The 21,579-nt window shown below is 47.5% G+C and carries 21 protein-coding genes; 10 read left to right on the top strand and 11 right to left on the bottom strand.

Annotated features, from left to right (window positions below; translation table 11 throughout):
• Positions 1-43: 43 nt before the first annotated feature.
• Genes AC51G0_RS04935 through sdhC form a run of 4 tightly spaced genes read right to left on the bottom strand, consistent with a single transcriptional unit; the run spans position 44 to position 3,262 of the window.
• Positions 44-757 carry a succinate dehydrogenase iron-sulfur subunit gene (locus tag AC51G0_RS04935; protein WP_496300945.1) on the bottom strand — a complete coding sequence of 238 codons (714 nt, stop codon included), beginning with the start codon at positions 755-757 and terminating at the stop codon, positions 44-46.
• Positions 758-773: 16 nt separating this feature from the next.
• A complete protein-coding gene (sdhA, locus tag AC51G0_RS04930) occupies positions 774-2,540 on the bottom strand; it encodes a succinate dehydrogenase flavoprotein subunit (protein ID WP_496300944.1) in 1,767 nt (588 codons plus the stop codon).
• Entirely contained in the window at positions 2,541-2,888 is a 348-nt protein-coding gene (sdhD, locus tag AC51G0_RS04925) for a succinate dehydrogenase, hydrophobic membrane anchor protein (RefSeq protein ID WP_128784013.1), read from the bottom strand.
• Complete coding sequence (sdhC, locus tag AC51G0_RS04920; protein WP_496300943.1) at positions 2,882-3,262, bottom strand: succinate dehydrogenase cytochrome b556 subunit; 381 nt, start codon at positions 3,260-3,262, stop codon at positions 2,882-2,884. The genes sdhD and sdhC overlap by 7 nt, the downstream gene beginning before the upstream one ends.
• 410 nt (positions 3,263-3,672) lie before the next feature.
• Between sdhC and AC51G0_RS04915 the strand changes: the two genes are divergently transcribed.
• Positions 3,673-4,962, top strand: coding sequence for a citrate synthase (locus AC51G0_RS04915; RefSeq protein WP_496300942.1), 1,290 nt, complete (start codon positions 3,673-3,675; stop codon positions 4,960-4,962).
• An 80-nt stretch (positions 4,963-5,042) separates the two neighbouring features.
• Here AC51G0_RS04915 and AC51G0_RS04910 read toward each other — a convergent pair whose 3' ends face one another.
• Positions 5,043-5,801, bottom strand: a complete 759-nt coding sequence (locus tag AC51G0_RS04910; RefSeq protein ID WP_496300941.1) for a Nif3-like dinuclear metal center hexameric protein — start codon at positions 5,799-5,801, stop codon at positions 5,043-5,045.
• Positions 5,802-5,850: 49 nt separating this feature from the next.
• Positions 5,851-6,057, bottom strand: coding sequence for a DUF2517 family protein (locus AC51G0_RS04905; protein WP_496300939.1), 207 nt, complete (start codon positions 6,055-6,057; stop codon positions 5,851-5,853).
• Positions 6,058-6,191: 134 nt separating this feature from the next.
• Between AC51G0_RS04905 and AC51G0_RS04900 the strand changes: the two genes are divergently transcribed.
• Complete coding sequence (locus tag AC51G0_RS04900; protein WP_496300938.1) at positions 6,192-6,983, top strand: DUF1853 family protein; 792 nt, start codon at positions 6,192-6,194, stop codon at positions 6,981-6,983.
• 92 nt (positions 6,984-7,075) lie between these two features.
• Here AC51G0_RS04900 and pgm read toward each other — a convergent pair whose 3' ends face one another.
• Together pgm and seqA are read right to left on the bottom strand one after the other, a co-directional pair.
• Positions 7,076-8,722, bottom strand: coding sequence for a phosphoglucomutase (alpha-D-glucose-1,6-bisphosphate-dependent) (gene pgm, locus AC51G0_RS04895; protein ID WP_496300937.1), 1,647 nt, complete (start codon positions 8,720-8,722; stop codon positions 7,076-7,078).
• Between the two features lie 38 nt (positions 8,723-8,760).
• The gene (gene seqA, locus AC51G0_RS04890; protein WP_496301871.1) at positions 8,761-9,303 is read right to left on the bottom strand and encodes a replication initiation negative regulator SeqA; all 543 of its coding nucleotides are present in this window, start codon (positions 9,301-9,303) and stop codon (positions 8,761-8,763) included.
• 102 nt (positions 9,304-9,405) lie between these two features.
• On the opposite strand from seqA, the gene AC51G0_RS04885 reads away from it, so the two are divergent.
• The 3 genes from AC51G0_RS04885 to fldA all read left to right on the top strand — a co-directional run bounded on the left by AC51G0_RS04885 (position 9,406) and on the right by fldA (position 11,249).
• A complete protein-coding gene (locus tag AC51G0_RS04885; protein WP_496300936.1) occupies positions 9,406-10,170 on the top strand; it encodes an alpha/beta fold hydrolase in 765 nt (254 codons plus the stop codon).
• A 74-nt stretch (positions 10,171-10,244) separates the two neighbouring features.
• On the top strand, positions 10,245-10,466 hold the full coding sequence (locus tag AC51G0_RS04880; RefSeq protein WP_496300935.1) for a DUF2788 domain-containing protein: 222 nt from the start codon (positions 10,245-10,247) through the stop codon (positions 10,464-10,466).
• A 255-nt stretch (positions 10,467-10,721) separates the two neighbouring features.
• On the top strand, positions 10,722-11,249 hold the full coding sequence (fldA, locus tag AC51G0_RS04875; RefSeq protein WP_496300934.1) for a flavodoxin FldA: 528 nt from the start codon (positions 10,722-10,724) through the stop codon (positions 11,247-11,249).
• Between the two features lie 47 nt (positions 11,250-11,296).
• Here the strand turns inward: fldA and AC51G0_RS04870 are convergent, their stop codons facing one another.
• Entirely contained in the window at positions 11,297-11,836 is a 540-nt protein-coding gene (locus tag AC51G0_RS04870) for a DUF4442 domain-containing protein (RefSeq protein WP_496300933.1), read from the bottom strand.
• Positions 11,837-12,033: 197 nt separating this feature from the next.
• On the opposite strand from AC51G0_RS04870, the gene fcrX reads away from it, so the two are divergent.
• Entirely contained in the window at positions 12,034-12,480 is a 447-nt protein-coding gene (fcrX, locus tag AC51G0_RS04865) for a ferric iron uptake transcriptional regulator FcrX (protein ID WP_496300932.1), read from the top strand.
• A 130-nt stretch (positions 12,481-12,610) separates the two neighbouring features.
• On the opposite strand, the gene glnS is transcribed toward fcrX, so the two are convergent.
• On the bottom strand, positions 12,611-14,275 hold the full coding sequence (gene glnS, locus AC51G0_RS04860; RefSeq protein ID WP_496300931.1) for a glutamine--tRNA ligase: 1,665 nt from the start codon (positions 14,273-14,275) through the stop codon (positions 12,611-12,613).
• A gap of 351 nt (positions 14,276-14,626) precedes the next feature.
• Complete coding sequence (gene nagE, locus AC51G0_RS04855) at positions 14,627-16,117, bottom strand: N-acetylglucosamine-specific PTS transporter subunit IIBC (protein WP_496300930.1); 1,491 nt, start codon at positions 16,115-16,117, stop codon at positions 14,627-14,629.
• A gap of 254 nt (positions 16,118-16,371) precedes the next feature.
• Between nagE and nagB the strand changes: the two genes are divergently transcribed.
• The 4 genes from nagB (at position 16,372) to AC51G0_RS04835 (ending at position 21,335) form a co-directional block, all read left to right on the top strand.
• Positions 16,372-17,172 carry a glucosamine-6-phosphate deaminase gene (gene nagB, locus AC51G0_RS04850; protein WP_496300929.1) on the top strand — a complete coding sequence of 267 codons (801 nt, stop codon included), beginning with the start codon at positions 16,372-16,374 and terminating at the stop codon, positions 17,170-17,172.
• 16 nt (positions 17,173-17,188) lie between these two features.
• Positions 17,189-18,325, top strand: a complete 1,137-nt coding sequence (nagA, locus tag AC51G0_RS04845) for an N-acetylglucosamine-6-phosphate deacetylase (RefSeq protein ID WP_496300928.1) — start codon at positions 17,189-17,191, stop codon at positions 18,323-18,325.
• A 2-nt stretch (positions 18,326-18,327) separates the two neighbouring features.
• Positions 18,328-19,542, top strand: a complete 1,215-nt coding sequence (nagC, locus tag AC51G0_RS04840; RefSeq protein WP_496300927.1) for a DNA-binding transcriptional regulator NagC — start codon at positions 18,328-18,330, stop codon at positions 19,540-19,542.
• A 206-nt stretch (positions 19,543-19,748) separates the two neighbouring features.
• A complete protein-coding gene (locus AC51G0_RS04835; RefSeq protein WP_496300926.1) occupies positions 19,749-21,335 on the top strand; it encodes a cation:proton antiporter domain-containing protein in 1,587 nt (528 codons plus the stop codon).
• Positions 21,336-21,579 lie beyond the last annotated feature (244 nt).

Below are 21,579 nucleotides of genomic sequence, written 5' to 3'. Positions count from 1 at the left end.
AGATAGCGAATCAAGAAGCCAGCATATCGATAATTCGACTTAATTATACCGCGCGTTTTAGCAACATTGATTTAATGTGGCCAATCGCTTTCGTTGGATTTAATCCCTTAGGACAAACATTTACACAGTTCATGATGCCATGGCAACGGAAAACGCTAAAAGCGTCGTCAAGATCAGATAATCGTTCATCTGTTGCAGTATCACGACTATCAATTAGCCAACGGTACGCTGCCAATAGGCCTGCTGGTCCGATGAATTTATCCGGGTTCCACCAGAATGACGGACAGGAGGTTGAACAACATGCACACATGATACAGTCGTATAAGCCATCTAGATGCGCACGGTCTTCAGGAGACTGAAGGTTCTCTCGTGCGGGAGGTAGAGCGCCATCATCAATCAGGAATGGCTTCACCTTCGCATAGTTAGTATAGAACTGTTCCATATCGATGATCAGGTCGCGAATGACAGGCAATCCCGGCAACGGGCGGATCACAATCGTGTTTTCGCCAGTTAGCGCAGACAGAGGCGTGATACATGCCAGACCGTTTGTACCATTCATATTAACGCCATCTGACCCGCACACACCTTCACGGCAAGAACGGCGGAAAGCTAGCGTTGGGTCTTGCTCTTTAAGCAGGATTAACGCATCCAGTACCATCATGTCTGAGCCTTCAGGCACATCAAGAGTATAACCCTTCATGTGTGGTGCATTGTCGACATCTGGGTTGTAACGGTAAATTGAGAAATTCAGTTTCATTTTCTTCCCCTCCCCCTTAGTAAGTACGCGCTTTCGGTGGGAACGCTTCACGACTTGTCGGCTCCATATTTACAGCACGCTTCGACATCTCTTCTGTCTCAGGGTTGTAAATTGAATGGCACAACCAATTCGCATCATCACGCTCAGGGAAGTCGAAACGGGCGTGAGCACCACGACTTTCTGTACGGAAGTTTGCTGCAACCGCTGTTGCGTAGGCAGTTTCCATTAAGTTATCAAGTTCTAGGCACTCGATACGCTGGGTGTTGAATTCAGTTGAAGTATCGTCTAGGCGCGCTTCTTTCAGGCGCTCACGGATCACTTTCAGCTCTTCCAAACCTGTCGCCATCGCTTCACCTTCGCGGAATACCGAGAAGTTATTTTGCATGCACGACTGTAGATCTTTACGGATCTGAACTGGGTCTTCACCTTTCTGGGTGTTGTTCCAGCGGTTGACTCGCGCTAGAGACGCTTCAATGTCAGATTCCGATGCCGGGCGGGCTTCTGCCTGCGCAGCTAACGTCTCACCAAGGTGCAGGCCAGTTGCTCGGCCAAACACCACAAGGTCAAGTAGTGAGTTACCGCCTAGGCGGTTGGCACCATGAACAGAAACAGAGGCAATTTCACCACAGGCAAACAAGCCTTGAATTTCTTCGTCCTGACCGGCGCTGTTTTGTTTAATTGCTTGGCCAGAAACCTGGGTAGGGACACCGCCCATCATGTAGTGACAGGTTGGGATGACAGGGATTGGCTCTTTAACAGGGTCAATATGAGCAAAGGTACGAGACAGTTCACAGATCCCCGGTAGACGAGATTCAAGTACATCTTTACCAAGGTGATCCAATTTCAGTTTAATATGTGGACCCCATGGGCCATCGCAACCACGACCTTCGCGGATTTCAACCATCATCGAGCGGGCAACAACGTCACGGCCGGCAAGGTCTTTGGCATTAGGCGCATAGCGTTCCATGAAGCGCTCACCGTCTTTGTTCAGCAGGTAGCCACCTTCACCACGACAGCCTTCCGTGACCAAAACACCCGCTCCAGCAATACCTGTAGGGTGGAACTGCCACATTTCGATATCTTGCATCGGTACACCAGCACGAAGTGCCATACCGACACCATCACCGGTATTAATAAATGCGTTTGTCGTCGACGCATAGATTCGACCTGCACCACCCGTTGCAAGAATTGTCGCTTTCGATTTGAAGTAACAAATCTCGCCCGTTTCCATGCAAAGTGCCGTACAGCCTAAGATCGCACCATCTTGGTTTTTCACTAAATCAAGCGCATACCACTCAGAGAAGATGGTTGTTTTGTGCTTAATATTCTGCTGGTACAGCGTATGAAGCAGCGCATGTCCAGTACGGTCAGCAGCCGCTGCGGTACGGGCTGCCTGCTCACCACCAAATGCTTTAGACTGGCCACCAAATGGGCGCTGGTAAATAGTACCGTCTTCAAAACGAGAAAATGGCAGACCCATTTTTTCTAGTTCAATAACAGATTTAGGACCGTTCTTACACATGTATTCAATCGCATTCTGATCACCAATGTAATCAGAACCTTTTACTGTGTCATACATGTGCCACTGCCAGTCATCCGGATGCGAGTTACCTAGCGCGACGGTAATCCCGCCCTGTGCGGACACCGTATGGGAACGGGTAGGGAAAACTTTAGACAACAAAGCACAACTCAGGCCTTGTTCAGAAATTTGTAGTGCGGCACGCATACCTGCACCACCAGCACCGATTACTACGGCATCAAACTCACGAACTGCAATGCTCACTTACGCACCCCACACAATGAAGAAACCTGAAAACAGGTAGACAAAAAGTACAGCTACAACACCAAACTGGATACCTGCTCGTAGTGCGGCAGGTTTAATATAGTCGGTTAATACTTGCCATAGGCCAATCCAGGCGTGGATCAGAATCGATAGCAGCGCCAGCATTGTGAAGACCTTGGTACTTAGCTTACCGAAGAAAGCCGTCCAGGTTTCATAGCTGAGATCCGGGCCAAAGGCGAAGAATCCGACCATGTAGATGGTGTAAAGGGTTAGGATGATTGCAGTTGCGCGAATCAGAATAAAATCGTGTATACCATTACGGCCGATTGTCGATACATTGTTTACCATACTAGGCCTCCAGCGAAGATAGCTAGAACCGCTACAATTGCGAAACTCACTTTGGTGCTCGCAATGCCGGTTTCCATTTCTTCAAAATATCCCATGTCCATCATTAAGTGACGCACGCCCAGCACAATGTGGTAGAACAATGCAGTCAGTACACCCCACAAAACAAATTTCACAAAAAAACTGTCAACAATGTTGGCAGCGCTTGTGAAACCTTCAGGGGAGGAAAGGGAAAGGCCTAATAACCAAAGTAGGATTGCAACAGAAACAAATGTGATCACGCCTGATACGCGGTGTAGGATTGACGCAATCGCCGTCACAGGAAAGCGAATCGTCTGTAGGTCGAGGTTGACAGGTCTTGGCTTATTTACTTTCACGGTGTTTGCCCACTCAGCTCCATTGAAGCATTTTATTTTTATAGAACTCTCCGATTCCGCTTAAGCTAGACAACTAAGTGCAACATTCTCGTAACCTTTGGTTGCAATTATGTTTTAACGGGGACCTAAAACATAATTTAACCTAAGTGACTAATATTGTTGATAACTTAAGCATTCGTTTCTGGCGGCTGCAGAACCAGAGACCTGCGGCGAGTATACGCCTCGTAACAACCAATTACAAACCCCGTTACATGACCTCTAACACGGTTTGAGAATTTTGCACGTTTTTACCTAAAGTTATTAACAAGCGCACACAAACAGGCACAAAAATTGACAAATGGCGTCTTGATCGGTACAACAAAAGCACATCCGCTTTGGATTAGGATTATAAAAAAGCAAAGGAGATTGTTATGGCAGACAAGAAAGCTACTCTTCACATCGAAGGGAAAGCACCAGTCGAACTGCCGATTATCGGGGGCTCACAAGGGCCAGATGTAATTGATGTACGCAAACTTGGCGCTACCGGTTACTTCACATTCGACCCTGGTTTTCTAGCCACTGCATCATGTGAATCTCAAATTACGTATATTGATGGCGATAAAGGTATCCTGCTTCACCGTGGTTACCCTATCGACCAATTAGCAAATAATGCTGATTATTTAGAAGTTTGTTATATTCTTCTGTACGGCGAAGTCCCTACGCGAGCACAGTACGAAACATTCCGTACCACGGTTACTCGCCACACTATGGTCCATGAGCAAATTGCCAGCTTCTTCCACGGCTTCCGTCGCGATGCTCACCCTATGGCGGTAATGTGTGGTGTTGTTGGTGCCCTAGCGGCGTTCTACCATGACTCACTGGATATCAATAATGATACACACCGTGAGATCACGGCATTCCGTCTGTTGTCGAAAATGCCAACGCTGGCGTCAATGTGTTACAAGTACTCAATTGGCCAGCCGTTTATCTTCCCACGCAACGATCTTGATTATGCAGAAAACTTCCTGCATATGATGTTTGCAACACCATGTGAAGAATATACAGTAAGCCCTGTTGTCGCGCGTGCAATGGATAAGATCTTTACCCTGCATGCAGACCATGAACAAAATGCCTCGACTTCAACAGTTCGTCTGGCAGGTTCTTCTGGTGCGAACCCATTTGCCTGTATTGCGGCTGGTATCGCTTCACTTTGGGGCCCGGCTCACGGTGGCGCCAACGAAGCTTGCCTGAAGATGCTAGAAGAAATTGGCAGTGTCGACAAGATCCCTGAATTTGTTGAACGTGCGAAAGACAAAGAAGACCCATTCCGTCTGATGGGCTTTGGTCACCGTGTTTACAAGAACTACGATCCTCGTGCAACCGTCATGCGTGAAGCGTGCCACGAAGTCCTTGAAGAGCTGAATATTCAGGATCCGCTGCTAGACGTTGCAATGGAGCTTGAGCGTATTGCACTTTCTGACGAATACTTCATTGATAAGAAACTGTACCCGAACGTTGATTTCTACTCAGGCATTATCCTGAAAGCTATCGGCATTCCTGTTTCTATGTTCACCGTGATCTTCGCCATGTCTCGTACGATTGGCTGGATTGCCCACTGGAACGAAATGCAAGCCGATCCAGGAAATCGTATCGGCCGTCCTCGTCAGCTTTATACGGGTTACACTCAGCGTGAGTTCAGCCCGATCCATGAGCGAGAGTGATCAGATCTAGAATCTAGGCAGAAATAACAAAAGGTTGAGCATCTCTGCTCAACCTTTTGTTTTATCAATCGTTGGAATGGTTATACCGGATTGTCGATATCAATATAGGCGACATCCAGGTTATGCTCGTCAACCAGCCACTCGCCCAGTGATTTGATTCCGTAACGTTCTGTTGCATGATGGCCAGCGCTGAAATAGTGGATACCCAGCTCTCTTGCCGTATGAACAGTGCGCTCTGAAATTTCACCCGAAATAAACGCATCCAAGCCTTTCTGTGCAGCCAGCTCAATAAAGTCTTGGCCACCGCCGGTACACCAGCCAATGGTTTTAATCTCAGCCGGCGCATTGTCACCAATATGAAGTGGCTCCCGGTGAAGGGCAATAGACAAACGGGATGCCAAATCTTCACCCGTTATAGGTTGCTCAAACTGACCAAAAATTGAGACTGATTGAGGATTACCGTCTTCCATACCACCCAGCACTTCTATTTCTAACAGTTCAGCCAACTTGGCATTATTGCCAAGCTCAGGGTGCACATCTAATGGCAAATGGTAGGCATATAAGTTGATGCCATTTTCAATCAGGGCTTTTATACGGCGAAATTTCATACCGCGAATTTCTGATGGCTCCCCTTTCCAGAAGAAACCATGGTGAACGAGGATCGCATCGGCTTGTTCTTCGACGGCACGGTCAATCAATGCCTGGCAGGCCGTCACACCTGTGATGATTTTCTTTACTTCTGGCTTGCCTTCAACCTGCAGGCCGTTTGGGCAGTAATCTTTGATCAGGTGCGGGCTCAGCAGCTGGTTTAGCACCGCTTCCAGTTTTAAATTATTCATTAGCGCTTCCTTCTTACGGTTAGCACTATTCTATACCAGGTAGCATAAATTAATATAATTCCTGCGAGCCATGCTCAGACTCTTCCAGCCAGACTGGCTTAGTGCTAGTTTTTAGCCAGTACCGATGCAAATAGCTATAGAAGCGAGAGCGGGTAGACATGGAAGTGAAAACCATCACTGGAAAAGTGATCACGCCTGCAAGTACAACAAAAGTGCGGCGCAGAATAATATACGGCAGAGGGTAAGGGGTATACATGTCGCCTCCTTGTAACTGTCTAAGGATAACTGGTCTTACCTCAAACCAATGTATGGAAATCCATTAGGCGACACTACCTAAATTCGCATGTTCTTTAGGCTTAATCATTATAAATAGAAGGGTTTTAGAACCATATGTCGTTGATTTACAATAAAACAACTATAGAGGAACATGCATTTAACACTGCACGTGCTATTTTACGCCTCCCTCCCCTGCTCGCTGGGCACCCTTTTATCGCTGACCAGGCTTGGCTTGATCACTTCCGTACCGATGCCCACCTCCCCCAAAACCTGAACTATACGGGTGGGCGTCGACTGGGTTTTTACTATCAGTGGCTCTGGCAACAACTGATCATCAACCACCCGCACTACGAACTGATCGCCGAAGAGATCCAGCTGACTGTCGACAAGCAAACTATTGGTGCCATTGATTTTCTGGTGAAAAACAATCAAAGCCAGAAAATTGAGCACTGGGAAGTTGCTATCAAGTTCTACTTGGCCTATGAGCAAAGCTGGCCAGGTCCAAATGCGCGGGATAGCCTGGATAAAAAGGCAAAACGAATGCTTACCCACCAGCTTATGTTATCCCAGCACCCCGCGTTTAAAACAACACTCCAGCCACTGTATGGCCAGCCTGATGTCAGGCGGTTAATTATGCAAGGCCGTTTATTCTATCCCGCGGATACGGATGATATGGGTTCAGGTATTCAGCTCAACCCCAATGCTGCCAAAGGGCTCTGGTGTTATTCCGCTCAAGCACAAGCGTTGAATTTACGCCGAATTGCCAAGCCGGAATGGATTGCTCCGCCGCTATTTGAATGGCTTGAGCAAGAGCCGCCGCTAGCAGAGGTTAGCAACCCGACGATGGCCGTCGCACCGGATAACCAGATCTGGTTTGTGATGCCCCAAGAGTGGCCCAACCGCTAAAGCTGCACCCGTAAATATCATCCATAAAAAAATCATAAAAAAACGCCCGGCAAAGCCGGGCGTTTCATCACAGAATATTCTGTCAGCGCGAATTACAGGCCTGCGTCAGCAAATACCTTACTCACAATTTCCTGCGCTTCTTTTTCGATAAGGGCAAGGTGCTCCTTACCTTTGAAGCTTTCACAGTAAATCTTGTAAATATCTTCAGTACCTGATGGGCGGGCTGCAAACCAGCCATTTTCAGTTGTCACTTTCAGACCACCGATTGCGGCACCGTTACCCGGAGCATGCGTCAGGCGAGCAGTAATGGCATCGCCAGCCAAAGTTTCAGCCGCAACCATTTCCGGAGACAGCTTGCTCAGTACCGCTTTCTGCTCACCGTTGGCAACAGCCTGCAGGCGGTTATACTCAGAAGCACCGTGCTTAGTAGCCAGCTCTTCATAGTACTGCTGCGGATTCTTGCCTGTAACTGCTGTGATCTCTGCCGCCAGAAGGCATAGCAAAATACCGTCTTTATCGGTAGACCACGGCGTACCATCCATGCGCAGGAATGACGCACCCGCACTTTCTTCGCCACCGAAGCCTAGCTTGCCAGAATACAGGCCATCCACAAACCACTTGAAGCCAACTGGTACTTCACATAGCTCACGGCCCAGATCGGCAACAACACGATCAATCAGTGCACTCGATACCAATGTTTTACCAACGGCAACATCCTGACCCCAGTCAGGACGGTGACGGTACAAGTAATCGATACACACAGCCAAGAAGTGGTTCGGGTTCATCAGACCTGCAGGCGTCACGATACCGTGGCGGTCATAATCAGGGTCGTTACCGAAGGCCAAATCATAGTTGTCTTTATGTGCCAGCAGGCCAGCCATCGCATACGGCGATGAACAGTCCATACGGACAACACCGTCTTTGTCGAGTGACATAAAGCGGAAAGACGGATCAATTGACTCATCCACCAACGTCAGATCTAAGCCATAATGGCTGGCGATCTGGCGCCAGTACTCGATGCCAGAGCCACCAAGTGGATCAACACCAATTTTCAGGTTCGCTTTCTGGATAGCGGCCATGTCGATAACGTTTACCAGATCATCAACATACGGTGCTACCAGCTCTTGCTCTGCTACCAGTTCGCTGGAAAATGCTTGCTGAATCGAGACGCGTTTAACATCAGCCATGCCGTTGGCAATGATTTCGTTGGCACGCTTTTCGATAGCGGATGTCAGCTCACCTTCAGCAGGGCCACCATGTACAGGGTTGTACTTAATGCCACCATCCTGAGGAGGGTTATGAGACGGAGTGATCACAATGCCGTCTGCTTTATCAGCATTTGCTTTGTTATGACACAAAATAGCATGGGAAACACCCGGTGTCGGAGTATAACCACGGCCTTCTTGAATCACCACCTTCACATTGTTAGCCACCAGCACTTCAAGGGTCGAAGTAAAAGCGGGTTCAGACAAAGCGTGAGTATCTTTGCCTAGGAACAGCGGGCCTGTTACACCATTTTCAGCACGTACTTCAGCAACCGCCTGGGCGATTGCCCAAATGTGATGCTGGTTAAACGTTCCCTTATCAGCCGTACCACGGTGACCAGAAGTACCAAAGGCAACTTGCTGCTGTGGTTCAGAAGCACTCGGCTCGATCAGAAAGTAGTTAGCCACTAACGCTGGGATGTTATGCATATCTTCTTGCTGGGCACGCTGCCCTGCACGAGGATGGATCGCCATTAACTTATCCTTGTAAAAAAAGAGGCGTAAAGCCCCTGTTAAATTTCACCGCAAACTTTATCGATGATATCAACACCGAAGTTCATCTTACCCATCAACTGCTCAACCATCTGACGTTTGCGATCAGTATTTGTATTCGTAATGACCCAGAACGGCGTCTCGGGTATAGCTTTTGGCTTGGTCGTTTTACCACTAGCAAGGAGTGTCTCTTCGCTCTCAGCAAAATAGACGCGTGTACGACCTTTGATTGCCGCAGCTTCTGCAAAGCCTTTTGGATCGATACGATAAAGCGAGGACAGGATCATCATGAATCTGCCAATGGCTTTTTCCTGGACGGCAAATTCATCAGAAATCAGCAGAGTTCGCATTTCTTTCACGCGATCCATTTTTGCTACGTTACCCGCGTCTTTACTAACCACGATGCCTTTTGGACGAACAGGCATAACAATATCTGATTGTTGTACTGTCTGATTTGGCACCATAAGCAGGCGGCGCAAGATATCCGATGCGCTTTCACCAATATGCTGGGTTTGACTGGCAATATAACGATATAGCTCTTCGTCTACCTCAATACTCTTCATCGTAGTGTTCATTATCGTTCCGTTTGAAAATCACCGTGAGATTATAACGTGATCCGAGGTTATACTCTACGGTAAAGCGTTATCAACAAGAGAAAATAGTCAGTGAATCTTCATTACCAAGTGGACGGGCAAGGTGAAGCGATCATTTTGATCCACGGCCTTTTTGGCAGTGCCGACAATCTGGGGTTGCTTGCCAGAGCATTGAAAGATAAATATAAAGTGATCAGTATTGATCTTCGAAACCATGGCCGATCCCCTCATTCAGACAGCTTTACCTACCTTGAGATGGCTACCGACGTCCTCACCGTCATCGATCAATGTGACATCGAGAGCTTTTCCCTGATTGGTCATTCTATGGGCGGAAAAGTCGCGATGGCGATGACCGAGCTGGCCGCACATAGGTTCAATCATTTGATCGTGCTCGATATGGCACCGGTACACTACCACGTTCACCGCCACCAGAATGTATTTGCCGGCCTGCAAGAAGTCTCAAAGCATACCGTCAGCAAGCGTAGTGAAGCCGAAACTTACCTGGCTCAGCATGTGCTTGAGCCGGGAGTACGACAGTTCTTGCTCAAATCATTTGCCAAAACAGACTCAGGCTACAATTGGCGTTTCAATGTCGAGGGGCTGATTGCCAACTACGATACCATCATGGGTTGGCAGGAAGTACCCGCATTCACAGGCAAGACCCTCTTCATCAAAGGCCAAGATTCTGAGTATATTTTGCCGGAACACCGTGAGTCCATTGCAAAGCAGTTCCCTTCAGCCAAGGCCCATATGGTCGCCAATACCGGGCACTGGCTGCATGCCGAAAAACCAGACACGGTAAACCGTATTATTCTGAACTTCTTACTATCAGCCTAGACCGTTAACAGGCGCCCACTGTCTGTGTTATAGTGCGCGCCTAGCTCGGCTTCAACTGCTGTAAGGAGACAGGAATGTTATATGAGCACATGGATCTGCTTGAATCGATTGGGCTGGACTTGCTGTTCGCCGCAATTTTTTTCTTTATTGGTATGGCCATTAAAGATGTTTTGAAGCAGGGCAATGTGCCGCCATTTGGGCGCAAAATCGTCTGGCTTGTCCTGTGTTTGGGCTGTGCCGGCTTTGTGACCAAAGGCCTTATCCAGCTCAGTTGGGAAGGTGCCGGCATAGGATAAATTTCATTCCTGACATCACCGGGCTTCTGACACTGTCATACTAACAAGCCTGGCGCTATATCTCAGCGCATGATTGATGTCAGAAAAGCTCAGGCTATGGACAAATGATGTTCAGTGGTACGCTTTCAAGCTTGCACAGTGATAAAATTCGCAATAATTATCACTGAAACTCAGGGTTAACACCCTGATCAGATTTAAGTATATCGTTATCATCAGCGATAACGGTCAACAATTAATATACGGGTAATCTCTACTATGGCGAGTGTAGGACTCTTCTTTGGTAGCGACACAGGTAACACAGAAGCTGTCGCTAAAATGATCCAAAAACAACTAGGCAAAAACCTGGTTGAAGTAAAAGATATCGCTAAAAGCAGCAAAGAAGATATCGACAATTTTGATCTGCTACTACTAGGTATCCCTACCTGGTACTACGGCGAAGCGCAGTGCGACTGGGATGACTTCTTCCCTGAACTTGAAAATATCGACTTCTCTACCAAGCTTGTTGCTATTTTCGGTTGTGGTGACCAAGAAGATTATGCCGAGTACTTCTGTGATGCAATGGGTACAGTACGTGACATCGTAGAAGGCCGCGGTGCAACTATCGTTGGCCACTTTTCTACCGAAGGCTTTGAATTCGAAGCATCAAAGGCACTGGTTGATGACAACCACTTTATTGGCCTTTGCATCGATGAAGATCGCCAACCAGAGCTGACTGACGAGCGTGTAGAAAAGTGGGTTAAGCAAATCTACGATGAGATGTGCCTGGCTGAGTTGGCAGACTAATATTACCTCTGTTACTAAAAACGCGCCTTACGGCGCGTTTTTTATTCCTAAGACAACGGGCCACCAATCGCAGGCTCTCTATTATCAAGACTCGCCATCTCCTGCTTGTCGTGAGGTTGTTGATCACGGAACTGAGGCTTTTTACGAATATACAAAACCCGCTTAACCTGGGAGACCACCTCCCCTTTATCATTCGTCACGTTGACCACAAACTCTGGAAAATACTTCTCTCCAGCCAGCGTTGCCTGCCGAATTTCCTGCACCCGTTCATCTGAGATAACAAACTCACCAGTAAGATCAGAGTCGCCCGGCTTGATGAAATTGATCTCCGCTTGTTTATCCCAGATATAGTACTCCCTACCTAAAATCCCCATTAACATAAGTGCATATACTGGATCGGTCAGCGAAAAAATACTGCCACCGTATTGCGTGCGATTGGCATTTTTATTCCACCACCTTAATTTTAAACGAATTTTAACCTGGCGGTAATCGTCGGAAATGTTCACGATCCGGATACCCGCCCCCCAAAATGGTGGCCATATATTCAGGGCAAACCTCACTATGCCCGGCCTAAAAAACTGACTCACAGTTTGCTGCCCCTCTAAACTGGTACGATGAGCATAATGTACATTTTTTTAACAAGCCTGCAAAGTAAAGAAAAGTTACATATCAGGTAGATTCATCGCTTTTTAAGGTTTATTGTTACCTTGCCGTCACTTATAATGAATAGATATGAGAAAGACTACCGCATCATGTTGTTGCGGCTAGCCAATAGGAAACCCGGATGTCAGATAATAACCAAGCACTTAAACAAGCAGGCTTAAAAGTTACGCTTCCGCGTCTTAAGATTCTGGAAGTACTGCAGCAGCCTGACTGCCAACACATTAGTGCCGAAGACTTGTATAAGAAACTCATCGACATTGGTGAAGAGATTGGTCTGGCAACGGTTTACCGCGTTTTGAACCAATTTGACGATGCAGGCATTGTTACCCGCCACCACTTTGAAGGGGGCAAGTCCGTGTTTGAGCTAGCCACCCAGCACCACCATGACCACTTGGTTTGCCTTGATTGTGGAAAAGTTATTGAGTTTTCAGATGAAATTATTGAACAGCGCCAGAAAGAGATTGCCGCAAGCTTCAATGTCCGCCTGACTAACCACAGCTTATATCTCTATGGCCACTGCATAGAAGGTAACTGCAGCGAAGACCCAACCCTGCATGACCAAAAATAAACAATTATAAGCCTTCGCTATTGTTGAATTCTCGCTTAGTCGCTCAACACTAAGCATAAAAAAAACCAGCCCTAGGCTGGTTTTTTATTGGCTTTTAAAGCCAACCCTAGGCTGGCTCTAGCTTATGGCATTAATCGCCGATTTTCGCCCAGGTATCACGCAGGCCAACCGTACGGTTAAATACCAGGCTATCTGCTGTTGAGTCTTTGCTATCAGCACAGAAGTAGCCGGTACGCTCAAACTGGAATGCTTTTTCAGCTTCAGCCGATACCAGTGCAGGCTCGACAAAACCTTGCATCACAGTCAAAGAGTCTGGGTTGATCACCGATACGAAATCATCCTCAGCACCAGGGTTAGGCACGGTGAACAGTCTATCGTACAAGCGGATCTCAGCAGGGATACCCGCCTGGGCAGAAACCCAATGGATCACACCCTTAACCTTACGGCCGTCAGCCGGGTTCTGGCCAAGCGTTTCGTTATCGTAAGTACAGAAGATAGTGGTAATGTTACCTTCTTCGTCTTTCTCGATACGTTCAGCTTTGATCACATACGCACCGCGTAATCGTACTTCTTTGCCTAATACCAGGCGCTTGTACTTCTTGTTCGCTTCTTCGCGGAAATCTTCACGCTCGATGTAAAGCTCACGGGTGAAAGGTACTTCACGAGTTCCCATCTCAGGCTTGTTCGGGTGATTAGCAACGTTCAGGATTTCAGTTTCATCATCAAAGTTTTCAATAACAACTTTGATTGGATCCAGAACCGCCATCGCACGTGGTGCATTTTCGTTCAGATCATCACGAATACAAGATTCCAGAGAGCCCATTTCGATGGTGTTGTCTTGCTTGGTAACACCAATACGCTTACAGAATTCACGAATAGAGGCCGATGTGAAGCCACGGCGGCGCAGGCCAGAAATAGTCGGCATCCGTGGGTCGTCCCAACCAGAAACCAGGTTTTCAGTAACCAGCTGGTTCAGCTTACGCTTCGACATCACGGTGTATTCAAGGTTCAGGCGGCTGAACTCGTACTGGCGAGGCTGGCAGTCAATGGTGATGTTATCCAGCACCCAATCGTACAGGCGACGGTTATCCATGAACTCCAGAGTACAGATCGAGTGGGTAATACCTTCCAGCGCATCCGAGATACAGTGAGTGAAGTCATACATTGGGTAAATGCACCACTTATCACCTGTCTGGTGGTGAGTGGCAAAACGCACACGGTAGATAACTGGATCACGCATTACCATAAATGGTGATGCCATATCGATTTTCGCGCGCAGGCACATCTTGCCTTCTTCCACTTCGCCGTTCTTCATTTTATCGAACAGCTCAAGGTTTTCTTCAACGCTACGATCGCGGTATGGGCTGTGCTTACCCGGCTCGGTCAGTGTGCCACGGTATGCACGCATTTGCTCTGGACTTAGCTCATCAACATACGCTAAGCCTTTATTAATTAATTCAATAGCAAACCCGTATAGCTTGTCGAAGTAGTTTGATGAGTAACAAATCTCACCACTCCACTCGAAGCCCAACCAGTTAACATCGTTCTTAATAGAGTCAACGTATTCGATGTCTTCTTTCTCAGGGTTTGTATCGTCGAAACGTAAGTTACATTGACCCTGATAGTCCTGAGCAATACCGAAGTTCAAACAAATTGATTTCGCATGACCGATGTGCAGGTAGCCATTCGGCTCCGGCGGAAACCGGGTATGTACGCTTGTATGTTTGCCACTTGCTAAATCCGCATCAATGATCTGGCGGATAAAGTTAGTTGGACGAGCTTCAGATTCACTCATCAATTACACCTCGTGTGCTTACAGGATTTTAGAACTCTCTATGATCCATAAATATGGGGCACGACTCAACAAATAGTATGCATTGTTTGTCGATATGTATAAAAAAACCCCGCTATCGCGGGGCAATATAAACGGATAGCCTCCAAATGAGGTACCAATAACAACATTCCACTCAGGAAACCACACGGAAGAAGGATTACCTGAATTTGAAACTACCAGGGCAGCTTCTGAATACACTTCAGGGAAAGCGTATTTAGAAACCGGCAAGCAGAGACCAATAATGATTCAAACAAAAATTAACCGGCCTCACGAGAGGCCGGTTCTTATATCGATTACTTAGAGGCTAAGTAATTAAGGTAGTTTTACAGAAGATAGGTCTTCTGACGCTGGGATTTTCTTCATTTCGCCAGCAACAATTTCAGCTAGTGGGCCAAGGATAACCTGTAGGTTATTTGAACCAAGCTTAACAACACCCATTGCACCTAACGCTTTCAGTGTCTTCTCGTTAGCCAGACTGCTGTCTTTCAGAGTAAGACGTAGACGCGTGATACATGCATCGATGTTTTCCAGGTTACCGTGGCCGCCTAGGGCTTTCAGGTACTGCTTCGCTAGTTCACCCGTTTCAGCTGAACCTGCAACACCACTCTCTTCAACATCGTCGTCTTCACGACCAGGCGTTTTCAGGTTGAACTTAAGGATAACTGTACGGAAGATTGCGTAGTACAAGCCGAAGAATACCAGACCCTGAACAACTAGCATGTACCAGTTTGTTGCCAATGGGTTACGAGTCTGCAGGAACATATCTACGAAGCCAGCAGAGAAGCCGAAGCCTGAAATCCACTGCATAGATGCTGCGATGTAGACAGAAAGACCTGTTAGCAATGCGTGCAGTACATACAGACCTGGTGCCAAGAACATGAAGGCGAATTCTAGCGGCTCGGTGACACCGGTGAAGAACGATGCGAAACCTGCAGCAATCATAATAGATGCTACTTTTTCTTTGTTCTTCGCTTTAGCTGTGTGGTACATAGCCAATGCTGCACCTGGCAGACCGAACATCATGATTGGGAAGAAACCACCCATGTAGATACCGGTAACACCTGGAGTAGCGACACCTGAATCGATTGAAGCCTGACCACCAAGGAAGTTAGGAAGGTCGTTGATACCAGCTACATCAAACCAGAATACAGAGTTCAGTGCGTGGTGCAGACCAACAGGGATAAGAAGACGGTTGAAGAACGCGTAGATACCCGCACCCAGCTCGCCTAGGCTCTGGATACCTTCACCGAAGCTCACCAGGCCACCGTATACTGCAGGCCAGATGTACATCAGTACAAAAGCAATCAGAATACCGGCAATGGACATCAGGATAGGTACCAGACGCTTGCCCGAGAAGAACGCCAGTGCCTTGTGCAGTTCAACTGTTGAGTAGCGGTTGTAGATTTCAGCAGCAACGATACCAACCAGAATACCAACAAACTGGTTATTGATTTTGCCAAATGCAGCAGGAACTGCACTTGCGTCAATACCTTGGATCTGAGCAACCGTGCCCGGAGAAAGTAGCGTAGTAACTACAAGGAAACCGACAAAACCAGACAATGCTGCTGCACCGTCCTTATCTTTAGACATACCATACGCCACACCTACAGCGAACAGTACAGACATATTATCGATAATTGCAGAGCCTGCTTTGATCAGGAAAGCCGCAAGTGCACTGTTTGCACCCCAGCCAGCCGGATCAATCCAGTAACCAACACCCATTAAAATTGCGGCGGCAGGCAGTGTGGCGACAGGCACCATCAATGCTTTACCTACTTTTTGAAAATATCCAAGAATATTCACCCTTAGTTCCCCCTATGGTTTTCTTAGATTCGTGTAGATAACTTATTTTAGCTATCCGATTAAGTCACCTGCAGTTTAAGAGAATAATTTCGCCCCGCAAATTAAAACCTCATCAATTGTGATCTTTATCACCTGATTAGTTAACAATAGAGCGATTTTGCTAGCCCGATCATAAAACTTATTTTATTATTCAAAACAAAGGCGGCAAGCCGCTAAGATTTTATTGTATTTTCTACTTGGAATGAGGTGTCACTGTGAGACTAATCCCGCTGAATAAAGCTAAAGATGTAGGTTTGTGGTCTGCGCGCTATATTGCTGATCGTATTAACAAATTTCAGCCAACAGCAGATCGTCCTTTCGTATTAGGTCTACCGACAGGTGGCACTCCACTGGCAACATACAAGCGCTTAATCGAGCTTTATGAAGCTGGAGAAGTAAGTTTCAAGCATGTTGTTACCTTCAACATGGATGAGTATATCGGTATCTCAGCCGATCACCCTGAGTCTTACCGCAGCTTCATGTACAACAATTTCTTCAAGTTCATTGATATTCAAGAAGAAAACATCAATCTCCTGAATGGTAACACTGATGATCACGATGCTGAATGTCAGCGTTATGAAGATAAAATTAAGTCTTACGGCAAAATCGACCTGTTCATGGGTGGTGTAGGCAATGATGGCCATATTGCGTTCAACGAACCAGCCTCTTCTCTCGCATCACGTACACGCATCAAGACACTGACCGAAGATACACGTATTGCCAACTCGCGTTTCTTCGACGGTGACATGAACCAGGTACCTAAATACGCGCTAACCATTGGTGTTGGTACACTTCTGGATTCTCATGAAATCATGATCCTGGTTACCGGCCACAACAAGGCTCTTGCTCTAGAAGCTGCTGTTGAAGGCTCGGTGAACCACCTATGGACAGTATCTGCCCTTCAGCTACACCCTAAATCACTGATTGTATGTGACGAGCCATCAACACAAGAGCTGAAAGTTAAGACTGTTAAGTACTTCCAAGAGCTGGAAGCTAAAAATATTAATAACCTTTAACCAAAAGGACTTGTTCATGTACGCGCTTACCAATTGCCGTATTTTTACCGGTAGCGATGTGCTGAATAACCACGCCGTCATTATTGACGGCGTGAACATTCACGCTGTTTGCCCTGTTGCCGAGCTGCCACAAAATATTAAAACCCTGGATTTGGATGGTGCCAACCTGGTGCCTGGCTTCATTGACCTGCAACTCAACGGTTGTGGCGGAGTGATGCTTAATGATGAGATCAATGCCGACACTATCCATACCATGCACCGTGCCAACCTTAAATCAGGCTGTACCAGTTTTCTGCCAACCCTGATCACGTCATCTGACGAAGATATGAAAGCCGTCATTGCTGCGGCCCGTGAGTATCATGGCAAATATCAGAATCACTCTCTCGGCCTACACCTCGAAGGCCCGTACCTGAACGTGATGAAGAAAGGGATCCACAGCGTCGACCATATCCGCCGCTCAGATGATTCCATGATCCAGACGATCTGTGACAATGCCGATATCATCGCCAAAGTAACATTGGCACCAGAGCAGAACGCCCATGAACATATCGAGCAACTTGCACATGCCGGGATTGTGGTATCTGCCGGGCACACCAATGCAACGTATGCCGAAGCGCGCAAGGGCTTTGAAGCGGGTATCAGCTTTGCCACCCACCTGTTCAATGCGATGACCCCAATTGCGGGCCGTGAACCGGGTATGGTTGGCGCTATTTACGATACGCCGGAGGTATACACAGGTGTTATTGCCGATGGATTCCACGTTGATTATGCCAATATTCGTATGGCTCACAGGATGAAAGGCGAGAAACTTGTTTTGGTCACCGATGCAACTGCACCTGCAGGAGCAGACATTGATCACTTTATTTTTGTCGGTAAGAAAGTATATTACCGAGATGGCAAGTGTGTTGATGAAAACGGCACACTTGGTGGCTCGGCACTAACGATGATTGAAGCAGTTCAAAACAGTGTCGAGCATGCAGGTATCGCCCTGGACGAAGCGGTTCGTATGGCTACTCTGTATCCTGCACGTGCTATTGGTGCGGATAAGACACTGGGTACCATCAAAAAAGGTATGGTTGCTAACCTGGCTATTTTTGATCGCGAGTACAATGTTCGGGCGACTGTTGTTAACGGTGAATACGAGCAGAACTAACTATGACAGGCGGACAAATTGGTAATGTAGATCTGGTAAAGCAGCTTAACAGTGCAGCTGTTTACAGACTCATAGACTTGCAAGGCCCTATTTCGCGTATCCAGGTTGCAGACGTAAGTCAGCTTGCTCCTGCAAGCGTTACTAAAATCACCCGCCAATTGCTTGAGCGCGGCCTAATTAAAGAGGTCGCGCAACAAGCTTCCACCGGTGGTCGACGTGCCATATCGCTGACGACAGAGTCAGCACCTTTCCATTCGATCGCGATCCGCCTTGGGCGTGATTACATTGAATTGACCCTTTTTGATCTGAGCGGCAAACACATTGCCAGCGCAGCTCATAACTTTAACTACGCCACCCAGCAAGAGCTTACCGATGGCTTGCTTGGCCATATCCGACAGTTTATCGCTGATAACCAGGGCGTAATGCGTGAACTGGTTGCTTTCGGTATCACCCTACCCGGCTTGATTGATCCTGAAAATGGCATCATCGAATACATGCCGCATATCGAGGTGGACAACTTCCCGCTATCGGAGATCATCAGCGAAAAGTTTGGTGTTTCCTGCTTTGTCGGCAACGACATCCGGGGCCTGGCACTGGCCGAGCACTATTTTGGTGCCAGCCAGGACTGCAGAGACTCGATTCTGGTCAGTGTCCATCACGGGACTGGTGCCGGGATCATCGTAAACGGCCAGGTGTTCCTTGGCTTTAACCGTAACGTCGGTGAGATTGGCCATATCCAAATTGACCCACTCGGTGATAAATGCCAATGCGGGAACTTCGGCTGCCTAGAAACGGTTGCTGCCGATCCTGCAATCATCAAGCACGTACAGGCACTGCTTGACCAAGGCTACCCAAGTAGCCTGCAGGAGCTGGAAGAGGTCACGATGCCTGCCATCTGTGAAGCAGCCAACAAAGGTGACGAACTGGCCAGCCAGGCTCTGATCAAGGTGGGGAACCAGCTCGGCAAAGCGCTGGCAATGACAATTAACCTATTCAACCCGCAAAAAATCGTGGTTGCGGGTAACATCACCCAGGCGCAAGATATCATCTTCCCAGCGATTCGCCGCTGCGTAGAAACCCAGTCATTGTCGACCTTCCATAAAGATCTGCCTATTGTTGTGTCAGAGCTGTACAGCCAGCCTACCATCGGTGCATTTTCAATGATTAAGCGTGCAATGCTCAACGGTGTATTGCTGCAGCGTTTGCTGGAAGACTAATAATACAGAGCAAATAGATACAGCGTTTCCATTTTGTAGCGATTTAATTCGTAACACATAAAAGGGGCATGTGCCGGACAGGTGCATGCCCCTTGTGGTATATTGCGCTCAAAAATTAAGGCTCAATACCACATGGATATCCGCTAACCTATAGGCTGCGTATGATGCAATTGGGCACACAATAAGAAAGGATTGGTCGTCTCAACATGGAACTCATTTTTATTATTGCCGCTTTCTTGGCTGGCTTTATCGCCTTACGGTGCAAGCTGCCTCCACTGGTTGGTTTTCTTGTCGCAGGTTTTGCCCTCAATAGCGCAGGATACCAGTCGACAGAAGTTCTCAGCGTGCTCGCTGATCTCGGTGTAACCCTGCTGCTGTTCTCGATTGGCCTCAAACTCGATGTCAAAACCCTACTCACCAAAGAGATCTGGGGCGGTGCGACCCTGCACAACTTGCTATCAACAGGCCTATTTACCCTTGCCCTGCTCGCCCTGAAGCAACTTGGCCTTGGCATGCTCAGCGATCTCGATGTCATGCAGCTCGCCCTCTTCGCTTTCGCGCTCTCTTTCTCCAGTACCGTTTTTGCAATCAAAGCCCTGCAGGAAAAAGGTGAGCTCAATGCAACCTACGGTACCTTGGCAATAGGTATACTGGTCATGCAGGATATCTTTGCTGTTATTTTCCTAACGGTATCTACCGGTAAGATCCCCGAGCTCACCGCATTGGTCTTATTCGCCTTACCGCTACTGCGCCCCTCGTTATTTAAAATCCTTGATAAAGCCGGACACGGTGAAATGCTGGTGCTCTACGGAATATTCCTCGCGCTGGTTGCAGGCGCGGGGCTGTTTGAAGCTGTTGGGATGAAAGCCGATCTTGGCGCACTTATTCTGGGTATGATGCTAGCGGCCCATCCAAAAGCCTCAGAAATGTCCAAGTCCCTGTTTAACTTAAAAGAGCTGCTGCTGGTGTGCTTCTTTCTCAACATTGGCTTATCAGAGGAGCCAACCCTCGATGGCTTCCTGATGGCTGTCTTGCTGCTGCTATTGCTGCCGATAAAAGGGATCCTGTACTACGTTATCTTTAACCTGTTCCGCTACCGGGTTCGAACCTCCCTGCTCGGTACCCTCACCCTGTTCAACTACAGTGAATTCGGCCTGATTGTTGGTGGCCTTGCTTACAGCATGGGTATGCTGCCAGGTAACTTTCTGGTTGCTATCGCCATCGCGGTATCACTTTCTTTCCTCATTGCCGCCCCACTGAATAGCATTGGCCACCGCCTTTACAAAGATGCTTCTAAATGGCTGCGAGAATTTGAACCGGAAAAACTTAATTCGAGTGATAAATTGATTGATCTGGGTGACAAGAAAATCATGATCCTGGGGATGGGCCGTATTGGCTCTGGCGCTTACGATGAACTGGTTGAACGCTATGGCGAACAAGTTATCGGTATCGAAACCCGTGAAGATTCAGTACACAGCCACCAGGCCGAAGGCCGCAATGTCATTCATGGCGATGCTACCGATCCTGATTTCTGGGCTCGTGCCATCTCTCGTCACAACACTGAGCTGATTTTGTTGGCAATGCCGCACAGCCAGGCCAACAGCTTTGCCCTAGAGCAAATTCGTGAACGCCATTATGAAGGGAAAATTGCCGCCATTGCCAAATACAATGATGACGAAGCGCTTCTCAATGAACTGGGTGTTGATGCAGCGTTCAATATCTACAATGAAGCCGGTAGTGGGTTTGCACGCCACGTTTGCGAGCACCTGTCACCCAATATAACACCACGATAAAGTACCTTCCCTCACTCATCTCCTTAACGGCAGCTTCGGCTGCCGTTCGTTTTTTCGTTCAAAAAACCAGCCAATATTGGATTTTATTCAGTAAAGTCCATTTTTATTAAATATGATTCAGCGACAAGCCTTTTCTTCAATTGAATTAAGATTATTAGTTGCATTTCATTACTGAATACGCAATTTTAACAATTAAGAACGGGAGACGTTAGCAGCAAAGCGCGAGAAACGAGCCTCTAGACTA

This window comes from Photobacterium sp. HL06, from assembly GCF_059552575.1.
The sequence above is the reverse complement of the archived record's forward strand: the minus strand, read 5'-3'. Positions and strand labels throughout refer to the sequence as shown.